This is a genomic window from Streptococcus oralis SK610 (genome assembly GCF_000257455.1).
In the GTDB taxonomy this organism is placed as follows: Bacteria; Bacillota; Bacilli; order Lactobacillales; family Streptococcaceae; genus Streptococcus; species Streptococcus oralis_CB.
The window spans coordinates 125,848-142,460 of sequence record NZ_AJKQ01000006.1; the positions used below are offsets into that span (position 1 = coordinate 125,848).

The 16,613-nt window shown below is 42.6% G+C and carries 17 protein-coding genes and 1 riboswitch; of the genes, 6 read left to right on the plus strand and 11 right to left on the minus strand.

Translation table 11 applies throughout. The annotated features are described in order from the left end of the window. Positions 1–93: 93 nt before the first annotated feature. The 7 genes from HMPREF1115_RS04210 to HMPREF1115_RS04240 all read right to left on the minus strand — a co-directional run bounded on the left by HMPREF1115_RS04210 (position 94) and on the right by HMPREF1115_RS04240 (position 6,484). Complete coding sequence (locus HMPREF1115_RS04210) at positions 94–399, minus strand: DUF1292 domain-containing protein (protein ID WP_000017622.1); 306 nt, start codon at positions 397–399, stop codon at positions 94–96. Between the two features lie 15 nt (positions 400–414). Next, positions 415–834, minus strand: coding sequence for a Holliday junction resolvase RuvX (gene ruvX / locus HMPREF1115_RS04215; protein ID WP_002876031.1), 420 nt, complete (start codon positions 832–834; stop codon positions 415–417). Between the two features lie 3 nt (positions 835–837). Next, positions 838–1,104: an IreB family regulatory phosphoprotein gene (locus HMPREF1115_RS04220; RefSeq protein ID WP_000507059.1), complete on the minus strand. Its 267-nt coding sequence runs from the start codon at positions 1,102–1,104 to the stop codon at positions 838–840. 86 nt (positions 1,105–1,190) lie between these two features. Next, positions 1,191–1,760: an SP0191 family lipoprotein gene (locus HMPREF1115_RS04225; RefSeq protein WP_000734687.1), complete on the minus strand. Its 570-nt coding sequence runs from the start codon at positions 1,758–1,760 to the stop codon at positions 1,191–1,193. A gap of 66 nt (positions 1,761–1,826) precedes the next feature. Then, complete coding sequence (spx, locus tag HMPREF1115_RS04230) at positions 1,827–2,225, minus strand: transcriptional regulator Spx (protein ID WP_000591165.1); 399 nt, start codon at positions 2,223–2,225, stop codon at positions 1,827–1,829. Positions 2,226–2,359: 134 nt separating this feature from the next. Next, the gene (gene mgtA / locus HMPREF1115_RS04235; RefSeq protein WP_000858851.1) at positions 2,360–5,020 is read right to left on the minus strand and encodes a magnesium-translocating P-type ATPase; all 2,661 of its coding nucleotides are present in this window, start codon (positions 5,018–5,020) and stop codon (positions 2,360–2,362) included. A 195-nt stretch (positions 5,021–5,215) separates the two neighbouring features. Beyond that, positions 5,216–5,367: riboswitch (M-box (ykoK) riboswitch) on the minus strand. Between the two features lie 55 nt (positions 5,368–5,422). Further along, positions 5,423–6,484 carry a M24 family metallopeptidase gene (locus tag HMPREF1115_RS04240; RefSeq protein ID WP_000952765.1) on the minus strand — a complete coding sequence of 354 codons (1,062 nt, stop codon included), beginning with the start codon at positions 6,482–6,484 and terminating at the stop codon, positions 5,423–5,425. Positions 6,485–6,631: 147 nt separating this feature from the next. On the opposite strand from HMPREF1115_RS04240, the gene HMPREF1115_RS04245 reads away from it, so the two are divergent. Beyond that, the gene (locus HMPREF1115_RS04245) at positions 6,632–7,387 is read left to right on the plus strand and encodes a hypothetical protein (RefSeq protein WP_001043931.1); all 756 of its coding nucleotides are present in this window, start codon (positions 6,632–6,634) and stop codon (positions 7,385–7,387) included. A 37-nt stretch (positions 7,388–7,424) separates the two neighbouring features. Here HMPREF1115_RS04245 and uvrA read toward each other — a convergent pair whose 3' ends face one another. Further along, the gene (gene uvrA, locus HMPREF1115_RS04250; RefSeq protein ID WP_001152873.1) at positions 7,425–10,250 is read right to left on the minus strand and encodes an excinuclease ABC subunit UvrA; all 2,826 of its coding nucleotides are present in this window, start codon (positions 10,248–10,250) and stop codon (positions 7,425–7,427) included. Positions 10,251–10,386: 136 nt separating this feature from the next. Between uvrA and HMPREF1115_RS04255 the strand changes: the two genes are divergently transcribed. From HMPREF1115_RS04255 to HMPREF1115_RS04275, 5 genes are all read left to right on the plus strand, one after another. Beyond that, the gene (locus tag HMPREF1115_RS04255; protein ID WP_000815630.1) at positions 10,387–11,331 is read left to right on the plus strand and encodes a magnesium transporter CorA family protein; all 945 of its coding nucleotides are present in this window, start codon (positions 10,387–10,389) and stop codon (positions 11,329–11,331) included. A gap of 11 nt (positions 11,332–11,342) precedes the next feature. Beyond that, positions 11,343–12,020: a DUF1129 domain-containing protein gene (locus HMPREF1115_RS04260; protein WP_000077994.1), complete on the plus strand. Its 678-nt coding sequence runs from the start codon at positions 11,343–11,345 to the stop codon at positions 12,018–12,020. Positions 12,021–12,035: 15 nt separating this feature from the next. Next, positions 12,036–12,383 carry a TfoX/Sxy family protein gene (locus tag HMPREF1115_RS04265; RefSeq protein WP_000331820.1) on the plus strand — a complete coding sequence of 116 codons (348 nt, stop codon included), beginning with the start codon at positions 12,036–12,038 and terminating at the stop codon, positions 12,381–12,383. Between the two features lie 161 nt (positions 12,384–12,544). Then, entirely contained in the window at positions 12,545–13,579 is a 1,035-nt protein-coding gene (locus HMPREF1115_RS04270; RefSeq protein WP_000255121.1) for a S66 family peptidase, read from the plus strand. A gap of 105 nt (positions 13,580–13,684) precedes the next feature. After that, on the plus strand, positions 13,685–13,948 hold the full coding sequence (locus HMPREF1115_RS04275) for a SemiSWEET family transporter (protein ID WP_000166112.1): 264 nt from the start codon (positions 13,685–13,687) through the stop codon (positions 13,946–13,948). Between the two features lie 82 nt (positions 13,949–14,030). Here HMPREF1115_RS04275 and HMPREF1115_RS04280 read toward each other — a convergent pair whose 3' ends face one another. The 3 genes from HMPREF1115_RS04280 to HMPREF1115_RS04290 are packed head-to-tail and all read right to left on the minus strand — an operon-like array spanning position 14,031 to position 16,442. Then, positions 14,031–14,594: a DNA-3-methyladenine glycosylase I gene (locus HMPREF1115_RS04280; protein ID WP_000166570.1), complete on the minus strand. Its 564-nt coding sequence runs from the start codon at positions 14,592–14,594 to the stop codon at positions 14,031–14,033. Positions 14,595–14,603: 9 nt separating this feature from the next. After that, complete coding sequence (gene ruvA / locus HMPREF1115_RS04285) at positions 14,604–15,197, minus strand: Holliday junction branch migration protein RuvA (protein WP_000273397.1); 594 nt, start codon at positions 15,195–15,197, stop codon at positions 14,604–14,606. A 12-nt stretch (positions 15,198–15,209) separates the two neighbouring features. After that, positions 15,210–16,442 carry an MFS transporter gene (locus tag HMPREF1115_RS04290; RefSeq protein WP_000657468.1) on the minus strand — a complete coding sequence of 411 codons (1,233 nt, stop codon included), beginning with the start codon at positions 16,440–16,442 and terminating at the stop codon, positions 15,210–15,212. Positions 16,443–16,613 lie beyond the last annotated feature (171 nt).

The window sequence follows — 16,613 nt, forward strand, 5'->3', positions numbered from 1 at the left end:
CTTATTTAAAGGAACTGGGGTAAAAACGTTCCCCGAACGTTCCTGCTTTTTCTTATTTCTAGAAGCAGGGCTGATACAGTCTCCCAGACTGTATCACTCCTCCATAAAGCTGTTGAAGACTTCTTCAATCATGTTCCATTCGTCTTCTGAGTCTTCTGGAATTGGTTGCAATTCGCCTTCTGTTCCATCTTCATTTTCAGTGAATGAGTAGGCTTGGATTTCAACTTGCCCGTCTTCGTCTTCTTCTGCGTTAACTGGTACAAGCAGAACATAGTTCTTACCAAATTCTTCTTTCCCGTCGATTGTCAAAAGAATTTCAAACAAGGTTTCATTTCCTTGCTCATCTACTAGTGTAATCAATTCACGTTCTTCGTGATCGTGGTTGTGATCGTGTGACATAGTTTCTCCTCTGTCTTAAAATTTTCTATCTAAATAATTTTGCAAAATCAGCTGAGCAGCCAACTTATCAATAACTTTCTTGCGCTTGTTACGGCTGATATCTGCTTGTTCAATCAACATACGCTCCGCAGCGACCGTCGTCAAACGCTCATCCTGATAGTCTACTGGCAAACCAAAGAGTTCTTCTAGCTTGGCACCATAGGCTTGACTGGCTTCTACTCGCGGACCGCTGGTATTGTTCATGTTTTTGGGCAGACCCACTACAAAGCGCTCCACCTTATAGCTGTCAACCAATTCCTTGATCCGGTCAAAACCAAACTGGCCCTGATCCTCATTAATCTGGATGATTTCAAGTCCTTGAGCAGTGAAGCCTAGTGGGTCACTAATAGCCACGCCCACTGTTTTTGAACCGACGTCCAATCCCATAATTCTCATAGATTATAGATCGACTCCTTGTCCTTTAAGGTAGTAGCGTACCAATTCTTCAACAATTTCATCACGCTCATACTTACGGATTTGATTTCGTGCATTGTTGTAACGAGGAACGTAGGCAGGGTCTCCACTCAATACATAACCGACGATCTGGTTAATCGGATTGTAGCCCTTGTCATTCAACGAAGCATAGACGTCTGTCAACGTTTCGCTAATTTCTTTCTTATTGGAATCATCCAATTTAAACCGTACAGTTTCTTCAGTAAATCCCATTCTAACACCCTCTTTCCTTAGAATAGTACTATTATAGCACATTCCCTGACGTTCTACAAATAAGTCAGTCTATTAATTTGGATTTTCTATTGTTCTGTCGCCCCATTTGCCACTCTATCTGCAATATATTGGCTAGGTTCGTTTTTTAAGAGATTTTCAAGGCCGATATTTTTTAAATATTCCAGCTGAGATGCCTTTTTGACATCCAATACTTGAAAATCATAAGTCGTTGTCGTCTGGATTTCTGTCTCACTGAGTAGCTTGGTTTCCAGTTTGAATCCTGCTAGTTTGCGTGCCTCTTGGATGGTCTCATCCTTTTCTTCCGCTTCTAGAAGCGCTTTTTGCGTCTCCTCTAGGCCATTTTCAGAGATAAAGGTCTTGAGTTCATCCCCGACAGGTCGTTTTTGCTGGATGGTCAAGGTCAAAAACTGATTGCCTTTATAAGTAATGGTCTGAATCTGCTGCGTTCCATTTTCTGACTTCGGCATCAGCAAGGTCTTGGTGACAACCGTATTCTTTTCGGCATTGTCCAAAACGGGAAGGTTGGATTGGAGAGGTTCAGATGCTGTTGTAGAAGCAGCAGGGGTTTCCTTTTTTTGCCCACATCCCGCAAGCAAAAAGAGGAGAGCAAAACTAGCAATTAGTAACTTTTTCATAATTCCTCACATGATTTTAAAACAAAAGAGCAAACAAGGCTAGGAGTCACTCCCAGCCTTGATGTTTTATAGAGCTGCACGTAGACGTGCTTCTGCATTTTCTACATTACGGACAGAGCGTGGCAAGAAGGCACGGATATCATCTTCTTTATAGCCGACTTGCAGGCGCTTCTCGTCAACGAGAATCGGACTCTTTAAGATCCGTGGTGTTTCCATGATTAAGTTGAGCACTTCATTGACACTCAAATCCTCGATGTCAACTCCAAGTGCCTTAGCGTAGCGGTTTTTTGACGAAACGATACTGGCAATTCCATTATCTGTTTTCGTGAGAATATCTAATAACTCTTCTCTTGTAATTCCTTCTTTACCGAGATTTTGTTCTTTATAACTTAACTGGTGGGCATTGAGCCAGGTTTTCGCTTTTTTACAGCTAGTACAACTTGAGACTGTATAAATTTTGATCATGTACCTACCCCTTTCGCTACATGTTACTATCAGTTTAGTCTATTATACCATAAAAAACATCCGACTTGCGACCTATTTTTAAAAAAAATTAACTTTTTTCGCGATTTTCGTACTTTTTTCTTGACAAAATCAATTTATAACCAACTTTTAAATTTTTTGATATACAATCGTTTCACAACTGTAACACTTATCATATAGAGAACGATAATCAAAAGCAAAAAGAGGAAATAAATTGGTTCCAAAGGGGTTAAATGAAGCAGGCTAGCAATTGAAGAGTAGGGAAGGAAGGTCACAAAACTAGCTGCTAGCAAGGTTGTTCCAAGAACAAACCATGATGGACGACTTTGTAAGAAAGGAAGTTTTGCTGAACGAAGCATATGGATAACCATGGTTTGGGACCACATGGATTCAATGAACCAACCTGTCTGGAACAAAATGATAAAGCCCGTTGCCGACTCTGCTCCGTGAGCATAAGCTTGACCTGTCGCCATTGGGACAATAACAAAATAGAGTAAGATAAAGGTCAAAATATCAAAGGCAGAAGAAATCGGACCCATCCAAATCATAAAGCGAGTAATAGACTTTGCTTCCCACTTATGAGGATGTTTCAAAAAGTCTTCATCCACATTATCAAATGGCAAGGCAATGCAAGAAAGATCATAGACTAGGTTCAACACAATCAAGTGAATCGGAGCCATAGGAAGGAAAGGCAAAAAGATACCAGACACTAACAGAGAGAAAATGTTCCCGAAATTAGAGCTGACCGTCATCTTGATATATTTGGTCATATTAGCGTAGACCTTACGCCCTTCAACCAGCCCTTTTTCAAGCACCATCAAATCCTTATCTAGCAAAATGACATCAGCCGTTTCTTTGGCAATATCTACTGCTGTATCAACAGAAATCCCCACATCTGCTACTTTCATCGAAGGGGCATCATTGATCCCATCTCCCATATAGCCGACACAATGTCCATTCGATTTGATTTGTAAAATGATTCGTGCTTTTTGATCCGGAGAAAGTTTGGCAAAGACAGTCACTTTCTCAACTGCTTGGGCCAACTCTTCATCCGTCATGGCTTCAATATCAGAACCCAACAAGATTTGATCAACATCTAAACCAACTTTTTCGCATACTGCTTGGGTTACCTTCTCATTGTCCCCCGTCAAGATCTTTGTTTGAACACCGTGTTCTAACAAAGCTTGGATAGCAGGTGCTGCAGATGGTTTTGGTGGATCTAGAAAGGCAAGATATCCTGTTAGAATCATCTCTTTTTCATCTTCAACGGAGTAAGCAAAACCTTCTTTTAGGCCTGTTTTATAGGCAACTCCCAAGACTCGCAAGCCTTGCTGATTAAGTTGATCTACTTCTTTTAAGATTTCCACTCGGATATCATCCGTCAGAGGGCTAATCTGACCGTGATATTCCACATGGGTTGAAATCGCAAGCATTTCCTCTAGAGCACCCTTGGTTACCAAACTAACAACTTCGTTCTCATCCTTGACGATGACACTCATCCGTCTGCGTTCAAAATCAAAGGGCAATTCGTCTATTTTTTGGAAGCTAGTATCCAAATTTTGTAGAATAGCGTGTTCTTTAGCTTCTTTTTCAGTTCTACTGATAATGGCACGGTCCATCAAGTTTTTCAAACCGGTTTGAAAATAGGAATTGAGATAGGCCCGTCTCAACACAGATAAATCCAATTCTCCATGTATATCCAAAGGATATTCAAGGACAATTTCGTCTTGGGTAAGGGTTCCGGTTTTATCTGTGCATAGGATATCAATAGCACCTAGGTCCTGTATGGCATTGAGTTTTTTGATGACGACTTTTTCCTTGGCCATGATAATGGAGCCTTTTGCTAGACTAGCAGTGATAATCATGGGAAGCATCTCAGGTGTCAATCCAACACCAACACTCAGTGCAAACACACCTGCTTCCAGCCAGTCTCCATCTGTCAAGCCATTGGAGAGAAAGACGATGGGAACCATGACTAACATCAAACGGATCAAGAGCCAAGAGATACTGTTCATCTCCCGCTCAAAAGAGGTTGGTTCGTCATAGGTATTGAGAGTCTGCTCGATTTCTCCCATCATGGTATCATCACCGACCGCTAGAATCAAAGCCTTGGCACTTCCTGATATCACGTTGGTTCCCATAAAGGCGAGCGCTTCTGCTTCTAGCAGACTATCGAAGTTTGACTGACTCATTTTTGACAAGGCCAGTTTTTCAACCGAGTCACTTTCGCCTGTCAAACCAGACTGTTGGACAAAGAAATCACGTGATTCAATTAAAAGGAGATCTGCTGGTATCATATCCCCAGCACTTAATTTGACTATATCTCCAACGACCAAATCTTCAATTGCGACCTCTAAACTCTGGTCTTCGCGAATAACTGTGGCAGTGTTCACAATCATTTTTGATAGATTGGTCGCAGCCTTGTCGCTCCGTAATTCTTGGACAAAGCGTATGCCACCAGAGATTAGAACGAGAACAACGATGATGATAGAGGTCGTCGGATCTTCTTGTCCAGGCTTCGCCAACCAGACATTGGTCACCATGGAAATCATAGCGATGACAAGAAGGATGATTGTAAATGGATTGATAATGGATTCGTAAATCTTTTTGAGGATACTGTCTTCTTGACCCTTGGTGATGGTGTTTTCGCCATATAGGTCACGATTTTTCTCCACCTGCTCCTCAGTCAAGCCTGTTAGACTTGTCTTATAAAAAGATAGAGTTTCGTTTAGAGGTGTGTGAATAGCTGTTGCTAATCTTTCTTTTGTAGTTTTCATTGGTTTCTCCTATCTGTATGAATGATGTGTTTCATACACAGAGACCAATCACTTTATAAGGGCAGAACGACACAAATCAGCGATTGGCTGTGTATGTGCGGTTCTGGATGATCGTCAATTTGCATCGTTTGTCTCCTTTCCTTGTTCTAAAACAGTAGAAAATCCCACCATAAAATGGCAGGATTAAAAAACTAATTATCTGTTTTTTCGTTCAAGCTTTAACTCCATAGGGCAATGAAATGAGCTTAGTCTTGGCCTTCGCGACCAGGACTGTTGACCAACGAGTAGTGTCTCCACTGCTTTGCGGTAGTCATCCGTATCCCTATGGTAGCCTCACCTACCGTTTTCGTCTATCAGTATAAACCTTTCAAATATAAAAGTCAATGATTTATCTTAATTTTCTTAAATAACAATTAATTCCTTCGGCGCTAGAGTCAACAATTCGCAACCGTTATCTGTAATCAGGATATCATCTTCGATACGAACCCCGTATTTTCCATCCAGATAGATGCCCGGCTCATCGGTCAAGACCATACCAGCCTTGATTGGCTCTTCTGACTTGCCAAAGTAAGGAATTTCATGGATATCCAGACCAATCCCATGTCCAATCCCGTGGCTAAAGTAAGGACCGTAGCCTGCATCGTTGATAATTTGACGAGGAATCCTGTCAAAATCGATCCGACTGAGACCAGCCTTGGCTGCTTCTATCAGAGCTTGATTGCTACGCAGGACAATATCATAAATCTCCCGCTCCTCATCTGTCACCTGTCCCACATGAACAGTCCGCGTCATATCGCTGACATAGTGATTGTAGTAGCAACCAAAGTCCATGGTCAGGGTTTCACCATTTTGAATGACCTTGTCACTAGCCACTCCATGTGGCATAGCAGAGCGGTAGCCCGAAGCGATGATGAAGTCAAAAGAGGCACCTGAAGCACCTAGCTGGCGCATACGGGCATCCAAAAAGTTCATAACAGCCAGCTCTGTCGTCTGACCAGGCTTGATAAAATCAAGTACATCTAGGAAGGCTTGATCCGAAATCTGGCAGGCCCTGCGAATGGTTGCGATTTCTTGCTCATCCTTGATCATCCGCAGATTTTCGATAAAATCAGTCATTGGAACCAGCTCATGACCAGCAAACACACTTTCCAGCATCTTGAAGTAAGCATAGGAAATCTCGTCATCAAAGCCAATTTTTTGCAGCTTGTCGTCCGCAACGATTTTAGCAATTTCACCAACCGCATCGCGCGTTTCCACAATGTCAAAGCCCTCAACCACGCCCTTGGCAATAAGAGTATAACGAGAATCCGTCAGAAAAATCCGACGCGACTTACTAATGAAAACTGTCGCCTCTGTCCCGCTGAAACCAGTCAGATAGTAGATATTCTTCAGATTGGTTACTAAGACAGCATCACACTCTGTCTGTTTTAAGGCTGCTTCAAATTTTTCAACTCTTGATAACATGAGAAAACCTCCGTAAAATGATTCAATTCATTATAGCAAAAAAATACCGAAAATAATACAATCTATATAGCTAAGATTAGATAAAATTGACTTTTGAAAGCGCTTAATGTATAATTTCTGTTAAACAAGAAAGAATGAGGTATCAATATGAATAAAACAGAATTGCTGTTACAAAGACTAGATGAGATTGGTCAGTCTCTAAAAAATTCGAACCAAGCACTAGCTTTGCTGGCACTTGGTTCTTGCGGAACAGAAAGAGAACGATTGGATCAGTACTCAGATTTAGACTTCTTTGTTATTGTAAAAGATGGCTACAAGCAGACCTATATCCAAGACCTAACCTGGTTAAGTAAGCTAGAACCAATTGCATTTCACTACCAAAATACAGTGGATGGACATAAAGTTCTATTTGAAGATGATGTTTTTTGTGAATTTGCTGTCTTTGAAGCTCACGAACTAGTAAACATTCCCTTCTCTGAAGGCAAGATTATCTGGAAGGAGGTCGGTTTTGATGAAACAATCTGTCAGCCACAAAGACTGCCATCAAAAGATAACAGAGACCGTGAATGGCTGTTGGGAGAAATTTTATGTAATCTATATTTAGGGCTAGGTCGCTATCAGCGAGGCGAAAAATTAGCTGCTTATGATTTAATACAAAACAGATCCGTCAAGCTTTGGACTGAACTAATCAGTTTGGAAACAACTTCTAAATCTAATTTTATAGATATCTTTAATACCAACAGACGATTTGAAGAAGGTTATCCAAGGGAAGCCAAGCAATTACCTCACTTTTTGCAAGGTTACGAACGCATTTCTGAGTCTGCTCAAGCACTCCTAGAATATCTGGATAAACACTATTCTCTTAACCCATTTATAAAAGAAAAAATTCGTAATTTATTATAAAAAAGACTCTGCCTAAAAAAGCAGAGCCTTTTAAATCTTATTTTAACTTTCCTTTCAAATAGTGTCCTGTGTAGCTGGCTTCATTGGCCGCTACTTCTTCTGGGGTTCCTGTTGCGATGATAGTTCCACCGCCAACACCACCTTCAGGTCCCAAATCGATGATATGGTCTGCCGTCTTGATAACATCCAGATTGTGCTCAATGACGAGGACTGTATTTCCATCGTCAACAAAGCGAGCCAAGACTTTAAGCAAGCGAGCGATATCCTCAGTATGAAGCCCTGTCGTCGGCTCATCCAGAATATAGAAGGATTTACCTGTCGAGCGTTTGTGGAGCTCACTAGCTAACTTCATACGCTGGGCTTCTCCTCCAGAAAGGGTGGTAGCCGGTTGCCCTAGCGTTACATAGCCCAGCCCCACATCCTTGATAGTCTGGAGTTTACGTTGAATTTTCGGAATGTGTTGGAAAAATTCCACCGCATCGTTAACGGTCATGTCCAAGACTTGCGAAATGTTCTTTTCCTTGTAGTGAACTTCTAGGGTTTCACTGTTGTAGCGGGTCCCGTGGCAGACCTCACAAGCAACGTAAACATCTGGCAAGAAGTGCATCTCAATCTTGATAATCCCGTCACCTGAGCAGGCTTCGCAACGGCCTCCCTTAACGTTGAAACTGAAGCGGCCCTTTTTATAGCCTCGAATCTTAGCTTCATTTGTCTGAGCAAAGAGGTCTCGTATATCGTCAAAAACTCCCGTATAGGTGGCAGGGTTAGATCTCGGCGTCCGTCCGATCGGGCTCTGGTCAATGTCAATCAAGCGGTCTACATGCTCAATCCCTGTAATCGTCTTAAACTTACCAGGTTTGTCTGAATTGCGATTGAGCTTCTGCGCAATGGCTTTTTTGAGGATGCTGTTGATTAAGGTCGACTTACCTGAACCCGATACACCTGTCACTGCGATGAATTTCCCTAGCGGGAAGCGAGCGGTGATATTTTGCAAGTTGTTCTCACGCGCACCTGTCACTTCGATAAAACGACCATTTCCGGCACGGCGCTCTTCTGGTACTGGAATCGCTCGCTTTCCTGATAAGTACTGGCCTGTGATAGACTTGCTGTTGCGAGCCACCTGCTTGGGCGTTCCTGCAGCGACAATCTCTCCACCAAAAACACCAGCACCCGGACCAACATCAATCAGATAATCCGCCTCGCGCATGGTATCTTCGTCGTGTTCCACCACGATGAGAGTATTGCCCAAGTCACGCATCTTTTTCAGACTAGCAATCAGGCGGTCATTATCCCTCTGGTGGAGACCAATGGACGGCTCATCCAATATATAGAGGACACCTGAGAGGTTGGACCCAATCTGAGTCGCCAAGCGAATTCGCTGACTCTCCCCACCTGACAGGGTTCCTGCCGAACGTGACAGCGTCAAATAGTTAAGCCCCACGTTATTGAGGAAGGTCAAGCGATCCTTGATTTCCTTGAGAATGGGACGAGCAATAATGGCTTCATTTTCAGACAAGGTCAACTGGCTCACCAACTCCAAATGGTCTGCGATAGACAAATCTGAGATTTCACCGATATGTAGCCCTTGCTCCCCACCAACACGGACAGACAGGGCCTGATCGTTGAGACGGTAGCCGTGGCAGGTTCCACAAGTCAGCTCATTCATGTAGAGACGCATTTGGGTGCGCGTGTAATCACTGTTAGTCTCATGGTAACGACGCTTGATATTATTGACAACCCCCTCAAAAGGAATGTCAATATCGCGCACACCGCCAAATTCATTTTCATAGTGGAAATGGAATTCCTTGCCATCCGAGCCGTAGAGAATCAAGTTTTTATCTTCTTCTGACAAGTCTTCAAATGGCTTATCCATATCCACTCCAAAGGCTGTCATGGCCTGCTCTAGCATATTTGGATAGTAGTTGGATGAGATAGGATTCCAAGGTGCCAAGGCTCCCTCACGCAAAGTTTTGCTGGTATCAGGAACCACCAAGTCAACATCCACCTCCAGCTTGATGCCCAAACCGTCACACTCACTGCATGAGCCAAAAGGAGCATTAAAGGAGAAGAGACGTGGCTCTAACTCTGGTACGGTAAAACCACAAACCGGGCAGGCATAGTGCTCAGAAAAGAGCAACTCAGAATCGTCCATAGTATCGATAATCACATAGCCTTCTGCGATACGAAGGGCAGCCTCGATTGAGTCAAAGAGACGGCTACGAATGCCCTCCTTGATGACAATACGGTCGACCACGACATCGATATTGTGTTGCTTGCTCTTAGACAACTCTGGCACTTCGGTCACATCATAGACCTCCCCATCTACTCGGACGCGGACATAGCCGTCTTTCTGAACCTTTTCAATGACACTCTTATGTTGCCCTTTTTTCTTACGAATGACCGGAGCTAAAATTTGCAGACGTTGGCGTTCTGGCAATTCCAAAACCTTATCCACGATTTGTTCTACAGAAGAAGCCTTGATAGCACCATGTCCGTTGATACAGTAAGGCGTCCCCACACGTGCGTAGAGGAGACGCAGATAATCATTGATTTCAGTCGTGGTTCCCACGGTCGAACGAGGGTTTTTGCTGGTGGTTTTCTGGTCAATGGAAATAGCTGGGCTGAGGCCATCAATGGCATCCACATCTGGTTTTTCCATATTGCCCAAAAACTGGCGAGCGTAGGCTGACAAACTCTCTACATAGCGGCGTTGGCCCTCAGCATAGAGGGTATCAAAGGCCAGACTGGATTTCCCAGAACCTGACAAACCAGTCACAACAACCAGCTTGTCTCTTGGAATCTCCACATCAATATTTTTTAAGTTATGGGCACGCGCCCCATGAATCACAATTTTATCTTGCATCTTTGTTCTTTCTAGTCTATTATTGCTTTCCATTATACCAAAAAATGTGAAATTCTATTACCCAAAAAGCTGTTTTTATAGTATAATAGTACGGTGCAAAAAATGAATCACTGAATAGTAGGAAAGGATAGGGGATATGAAACAAGTTTTTCTCTCAACAACAACTGAATTTAAAGAGATCGACACGCTTGAACCGGGTACTTGGATCAACCTCGTCAATCCTACACAAAATGAATCACTGGAAATCTCCAACGCCTTCGACATTGACATTGCCGACCTTCGAGCACCGCTCGATGCGGAAGAAATGTCCCGTATTACCATCGAAGACGAGTATACTTTGATCATCGTGGACGTTCCCATCACAGAGGAAAGAAACAATCGTACCTACTACGTTACGATTCCGCTGGGGATTATCATCACAGAGGAGACCATTATCACTACCTGCTTGGAGCCCCTCCCTGTTCTCGATGTCTTTATCAACCGTAGACTGCGCAATTTCTACACTTTCATGCGTTCACGCTTTATCTTCCAGATTCTCTACCGCAACGCCGAACTTTACCTTACGGCCCTTCGTTCGATCGACCGTAAGAGTGAACAAATCGAAAGTCAACTTCACAAGTCTACTCGAAACGAAGAGCTGATCGAGCTCATGGAATTGGAAAAGACCATCGTCTATTTCAAGGCCTCACTGAAGACGAACGAGCGCGTGATTAAGAAATTGACCAGCGCAACTAGCAACATCAAGAAATACCTAGAAGACGAAGACCTACTCGAAGACACTCTAATTGAAACCCAACAGGCCATCGAGATGGCAGATATCTATGGAAATGTCCTTCACTCTATGACAGAGACCTTTGCCTCTATCATTTCCAACAACCAGAACAACATCATGAAAACTCTGGCTCTCGTGACCATCGTTATGTCTGTCCCAACCATGATCTTCTCAGCCTACGGGATGAACTTCAAGGATAATGAAATCCCTTTAAACGGTGAACCACACGCCTTCTGGTTAATCGTCTTTATCGCCTTTGCTATGAGTGTTTCGCTCACTCTCTATCTCATCCATAAAAAATGGTTCTAAGAGGAATCCCTATGTCTCAGATTGATTTACAAAAATTAACTAAGAAAAACCAAGAGTTTATCCACATCGCTACCCAACAATTTATCAAAGATGGTAAAACAGATGCTGAAATCAAGGCTGTTTTTGAGGAAGTTATTCCTAAAATCCTTGAAGAGCAAGCCAAAGGAACGACTGCACGTTCCCTCTACGGGGCTCCAACCCACTGGGCTCATAGCTTCACTGTCAAGGAGCAATACGAAAAAGAGCATCCAAAAGAAAATGACGATCCAAAACTCATGATTATGGACTCAGCCCTTTTTATCACCAGTCTCTTTGCATTGGTTAGCGCTCTGACTACCTTCTTCTCTACAGATCAGGCTATTGGCTATGGGTTGATTACCCTCTTGTTGGTTGGACTTGTAGGAGGACTTGCCTTTTACTTGATGTACTACTTTGTCTACCAGTATTATGGACCAGACACAGATCGTAGCCAACGTCCTCCATTCTGGAAATCAATCCTCGTCATCCTGGCCTCTATGGTCCTTTGGTTGGTTGTCTTCTTTGCAACAAGCTTCCTACCAGCCAACCTCAATCCAGTCCTTGCTCCATTGCCTTTGGCTATCCTGGGAGCTGCCCTTCTCGCCCTTCGCTTCTATCTCAAGAAACGTTTTAACATCCGAAGTGCAAGCGCGGGCCCATCCCGTTATTAAGAAAAGTGAAACGCTATGGCATATAGTCAATCCTTAGCTCAGCAGATTCGAAAAATTCTAGCACTCAAACTTCCTCCCCAAATTTTCGAAGAAGATCTAGAAGAAAAGAAACTGTTTGGTGGCCTTGCCTTTATGATTCGTGGGAAAATGGTTCTTACAGTCAGTTCCAGAAAGGACGAGCTGGTTATGGTGAGAATTGGCAAAGAAATGGAAAAGCAAGTTCTACCCCGAACAGGAGCTCGTACTACATTGATGAGAGGGCGACCTTATCATGGCTATATAGACCTAGATATTGAAGGTCAAAAAGAACTTCCTTACTGGATTGATTTAGCCCTCTCCTATAATCAAGAGTTGACCAAGTAACTCATATCTAGTGAGATTAGAAAAACGAAAAGCAACTGCATAGGCGGTTGCTTTTTCACTTGCTTTCTTGAGATTCAATAGTACTTCTGACTCTAATTCCTATAGTTTTCTCTCATCTTTTGTGATAGAATAGGCTCAATCTATTTCTAGGAGGATGAGATATGGTTTCTACTATTGGTATCGTCAGTTTGTCTAGTGGCATTATCGGAGAGGATTTTGTCAAACACGAAGTTGACTTGGGTCTCCAACGTCTCAAGGATTTGGGACTCAATCCTATCTTTTTGCCCCATTCGCTAAAGGGCTTGGACTTTATCAAGGATCATCCTGAGGCACGTGCAGAGGATTTGATGCAGACCTTTTCAGACGATAGCATCGACATGATCCTATGCGCCATCGGTGGGGACGATACCTATCGTTTATTGCCCTACTTTTTTGAAAATAACCAACTACAGAAGGTTATCAAACAAAAGATTTTTCTTGGCTTCTCAGATACAACCATGAACCACCTTATGTTGCATAAACTAGGGATCAAGACTTTTTATGGGCAATCCTTTCTAGCAGACATTTGTGAATTGGACAAGGAGATGTTATCCTATAGCCTCCTCTACTTTAAAGAACTGATCGAAACAGGAAGAATCTCAGAAATCCGCCCTAGCGACGTTTGGTATGAGGAAAGAACTGACTTCAGTCCCAAAGCTTTGGGAACAGCTCGTATCAGCCATGTAAATACTGGTTTTGACTTGTTACAAGGAAATGCCCAGTTTGAGGGAGAAATCCTCGGTGGTTGCCTTGAATCTCTCTATGATATCTTTGACAACTCTCGATACGCAGACAGCACTGAGCTCTGCCAAAAGTACAAACTCTTCCCTGACTTATCCGACTGGGAAGGAAAGATTCTCTTGTTAGAAACAAGCGAAGAAAAGCCTGAGCCGGAAAACTTCAAAAAGATGGTGCAGACTTTGAAAGAAACTGGAGTATTTGAGGTAATCAGTGGACTCTTGGTCGGAAAGCCAATGGATGAAACCTTCTATGACGACTATAAGGAAGCACTATTGGATATCATTGATAACAATATCCCGATTGTCTATAATCTAAATGTCGGCCACGCAACGCCAAGAGCCATTGTTCCCTTTGGCGTCCATGCTTATGTAGATGCACAGGAGCAAGTCATTCGCTTTGACGATAACAAAAAATAAACAATTTCTCCATTTTTGTGCTTTGGTATTGATTTTCGTTACAATTTGTGTCTGAATTTATTGCATTTTGCTTATTTTTATGATATCTTTTTGAAGGAGGTATATATGACTAAACAAAAAATAAATCAAATTGTCGGTTCAATCGGGGCCTTTATCGGGATTATTGTATTTATCGCCTACATCCCACAAATTTTTGCCAATTTACAAGGCAACAAAGCTCAACCATTCCAGCCTTTATCCGCAGCAGTATCTTGTTTAATTTGGGTTATTTACGGATGGACAAAAGAACCTAAGAAGGATTGGATACTAATTATTCCAAACTCAGCTGGCGTTGTCTTAGGTGGACTGACATTTCTCACTGCACTATAAAAATTACTAGCATATAATCAAAAAGCTGAGATAAATTTCTCAGCTTTTTCTATATTCTCAGATAGTTAGACGCTTGGGCTCACTAATTTCCGCTTTTCCACTCACAATCATTCTCATGGTCATCAACCAGACCTGCGGCCTGAAGAAAAGATAAAACGGCAACTGGGCCTGTGAACTTGAAACCTCGTTTTTTTAGATCTTTGGCTAATTTTTCAGACAAGGCTGTTTTAGCAGGTGCCTGGCGATAGTCAGGAACATCATTCACGATAGTTTTCCCCTCAACAAAGGACCAGAGATAAGTGTCAAAAGAGCCATAGGTTTTCTGGACTTGTAAAAATGCTTGGGCGTTGGCACGCGTCGTAAAGAGCTTGGCACGATTTCGGATGATGGCTGGATTCTCTAACAAGGCTTCCAACTCCCCATCTGCCATCTCCGCGACCTCCTGAATTTGATAGCCATGAAATGCTTCTCGGAAAGCCTGGCGTTTGTTTAGTACCGTTTCCCAAGACAGACCCGACTGGTAAGTTTCCAAACAAAGCAACTCAAAAAGAGCACGGTCATCATGAAGGGGTTGGCCCCACTCTTCATCATGATAGGCCACATATAATGGGTTGTTCATTTTAACCCAACCACAGCGTTTTGTCATAAAAATCTCCTATTTGACCAACATCTTAAGGGCCGACTTGATATAGTTCTCAGCTGTATCTGTCGTTCCTTCAAAGAATTTCTTGATCTTCTTAAGCTCGGTTGCCTTGTAGCCCAATGCCAACATGGCTTCCATAGCTTCTTCCAATTCTTGGTTCTCAGCGCTGGTTTGCACTGCGACCTTAGCAGGAAGGTCATCACTAGCCACAACTACCTTGCCTTCCAAGTCCAGCACCATCTGCTGGGCTGTTTTCTTACCAATCTTAGGAAACTTGGTCAGGTAGGTGATGTTTTTCTGCTCAATGGCTTGCACTAAGCCGGCATTATCATCAGCCGCAATAATAGCCAGAGCAGACACTGGGCCAATACCTGAGACTGAGATCAAGCTGAGAAAAAGTTGCTTCTCCTCCTCGGTCGCAAAGCCGTACAGAAGCTCCGCGTCTTCTCTCACCACCTGGTGCACATAGATCTTGGATTCCTGATGAAGATGCCCTGAATAAGCATAGGGGTTGGCCACATGAAGAATATAGCCGATAGAGTTGACTTCCAATACGATGTACTTGGCTGTAATTTTACTGATGATTCCTTTAAAATATTCGTACATTATTTTCACTTTCTATAATTGATTTGCAATTCCGTGTAAATGCGCTGCTCTGATGATAAGAAGCAGCCCAAGTACTGCACACACAATAAAAACGAGCCAAACACCTACAGCACCTGTTGCAGCGCTGATAGAAATCATCGCCCCCGCTAAAATAGACGCTAAAGGCTGCGCCATATTAAGGAAACCTGAGTAGGTTCCGAGCTTATTCTCATTCATCATTTCCGCCCGCAAAACTTGGCTTGGCGGCATGCAGATGAGTTCCCCCATAGTATAGAGAATGGCTAGCAAAAACAGAGCCCAGAAACTCCTGAAGACAATGGTGAAAAGCATACCCAAGTCGAAGATAATACTTCCCAATAAAAACTGCGGTATGATCTTCATTTCCTTGGTCAAACGATTGGCAGTCGTTATGAAGCAAACAATAATCAGGGTATTGATAAAAACCATGATACTGAGCATCTTAGCTCCTGAAATATGAATACCGAAAACACTACTCGCGATGAATGACTCTTTCAAATGAACGGGTATATAATTGTCAATTTGCAACCAGATAACACCATTAAATACAGTCCCTAACGTATAAAGTAGGAAAATTTTGTCCTGAAAAACAGAAGCATAATTTTTCACAGTTGCCAAAGGACTACTACCATGCTCAAAGACCAGATTAGCTGGCTTGCTTTCTGAAAAATATTTCCAAGCGAGGAAAAAATTCAAGAAGCTAATCACCGTCAAAACCAGAAGCAACTCAAAAAAATGGTGGTCGTAAAAGAAACCTGCAAGCCCTGCTCCTAACATAACGGATACATTGACAAACCAATAACTAATCGTATAAACGAAACGGCGATTTTGCTCGTCGGTCAAATCAATAATCATCGCATCAATAGCCGGCCAAGAGAAAGTTCCTGCGGTCTCTGCCAGCAACATTCCGACAAAAGTCAAAAAGGGAAAAATATGATTCGGCATATTTGCCAGCAGCACAAGAAAGTAGCCACTCGCAAGACCAAAGTTTCCCCAGTCAATGACTTTCTTACGTCCCCAAAGATCCGCCAAATGTCCACCATACAGCCCAGCTAAAAAACCAATGAGTTTGGTTGTGATCATCAATAACCCCGCCCAAAAGGCTCCAAAATATTGAACATAGTACATGGCCATAAAAGGAGTAATGGCACTCTCTAAAATCCGTGCTACAAAGCTCATCCATTCCCGCATTTGAATTTGCTTGGGGAGGGCAAAAAATTCTTTCATCTTTTATTCCTTTTTCATAATTTCTTCGCTTTTTCTTACCTAGTATATCATATTTTTTTGCTGAAAACTGCAAACACAAGTGCAACCTCTGGTTGACAAATAGTACAGGAGATTGTATTCTCATTATAAGTAAAAATTGTTAGGATAGAGGTAGAAAAAGGAGGATAGAAT

Coding starts and splice junctions, on each gene's coding strand:
- HMPREF1115_RS04210 (WP_000017622.1), bottom strand. CDS start 399: ATGTCACACGATCACAACCACGATCACGAAGAACGTGAATTGATTACA.
- ruvX (WP_002876031.1), bottom strand. CDS start 834: ATGAGAATTATGGGATTGGACGTCGGTTCAAAAACAGTGGGCGTGGCT.
- HMPREF1115_RS04220 (WP_000507059.1), bottom strand. CDS start 1,104: ATGGGATTTACTGAAGAAACTGTACGGTTTAAATTGGATGATTCCAAT.
- HMPREF1115_RS04225 (WP_000734687.1), bottom strand. CDS start 1,760: ATGAAAAAGTTACTAATTGCTAGTTTTGCTCTCCTCTTTTTGCTTGCG.
- spx (WP_000591165.1), bottom strand. CDS start 2,225: ATGATCAAAATTTATACAGTCTCAAGTTGTACTAGCTGTAAAAAAGCG.
- mgtA (WP_000858851.1), bottom strand. CDS start 5,020: ATGAAAACTACAAAAGAAAGATTAGCAACAGCTATTCACACACCTCTA.
- HMPREF1115_RS04240 (WP_000952765.1), bottom strand. CDS start 6,484: ATGTTATCAAGAGTTGAAAAATTTGAAGCAGCCTTAAAACAGACAGAG.
- HMPREF1115_RS04245 (WP_001043931.1), top strand. CDS start 6,632: ATGAATAAAACAGAATTGCTGTTACAAAGACTAGATGAGATTGGTCAG.
- uvrA (WP_001152873.1), bottom strand. CDS start 10,250: ATGCAAGATAAAATTGTGATTCATGGGGCGCGTGCCCATAACTTAAAA.
- HMPREF1115_RS04255 (WP_000815630.1), top strand. CDS start 10,387: ATGAAACAAGTTTTTCTCTCAACAACAACTGAATTTAAAGAGATCGAC.
- HMPREF1115_RS04260 (WP_000077994.1), top strand. CDS start 11,343: ATGTCTCAGATTGATTTACAAAAATTAACTAAGAAAAACCAAGAGTTT.
- HMPREF1115_RS04265 (WP_000331820.1), top strand. CDS start 12,036: ATGGCATATAGTCAATCCTTAGCTCAGCAGATTCGAAAAATTCTAGCA.
- HMPREF1115_RS04270 (WP_000255121.1), top strand. CDS start 12,545: ATGGTTTCTACTATTGGTATCGTCAGTTTGTCTAGTGGCATTATCGGA.
- HMPREF1115_RS04275 (WP_000166112.1), top strand. CDS start 13,685: ATGACTAAACAAAAAATAAATCAAATTGTCGGTTCAATCGGGGCCTTT.
- HMPREF1115_RS04280 (WP_000166570.1), bottom strand. CDS start 14,594: ATGACAAAACGCTGTGGTTGGGTTAAAATGAACAACCCATTATATGTG.
- ruvA (WP_000273397.1), bottom strand. CDS start 15,197: ATGTACGAATATTTTAAAGGAATCATCAGTAAAATTACAGCCAAGTAC.
- HMPREF1115_RS04290 (WP_000657468.1), bottom strand. CDS start 16,442: ATGAAAGAATTTTTTGCCCTCCCCAAGCAAATTCAAATGCGGGAATGG.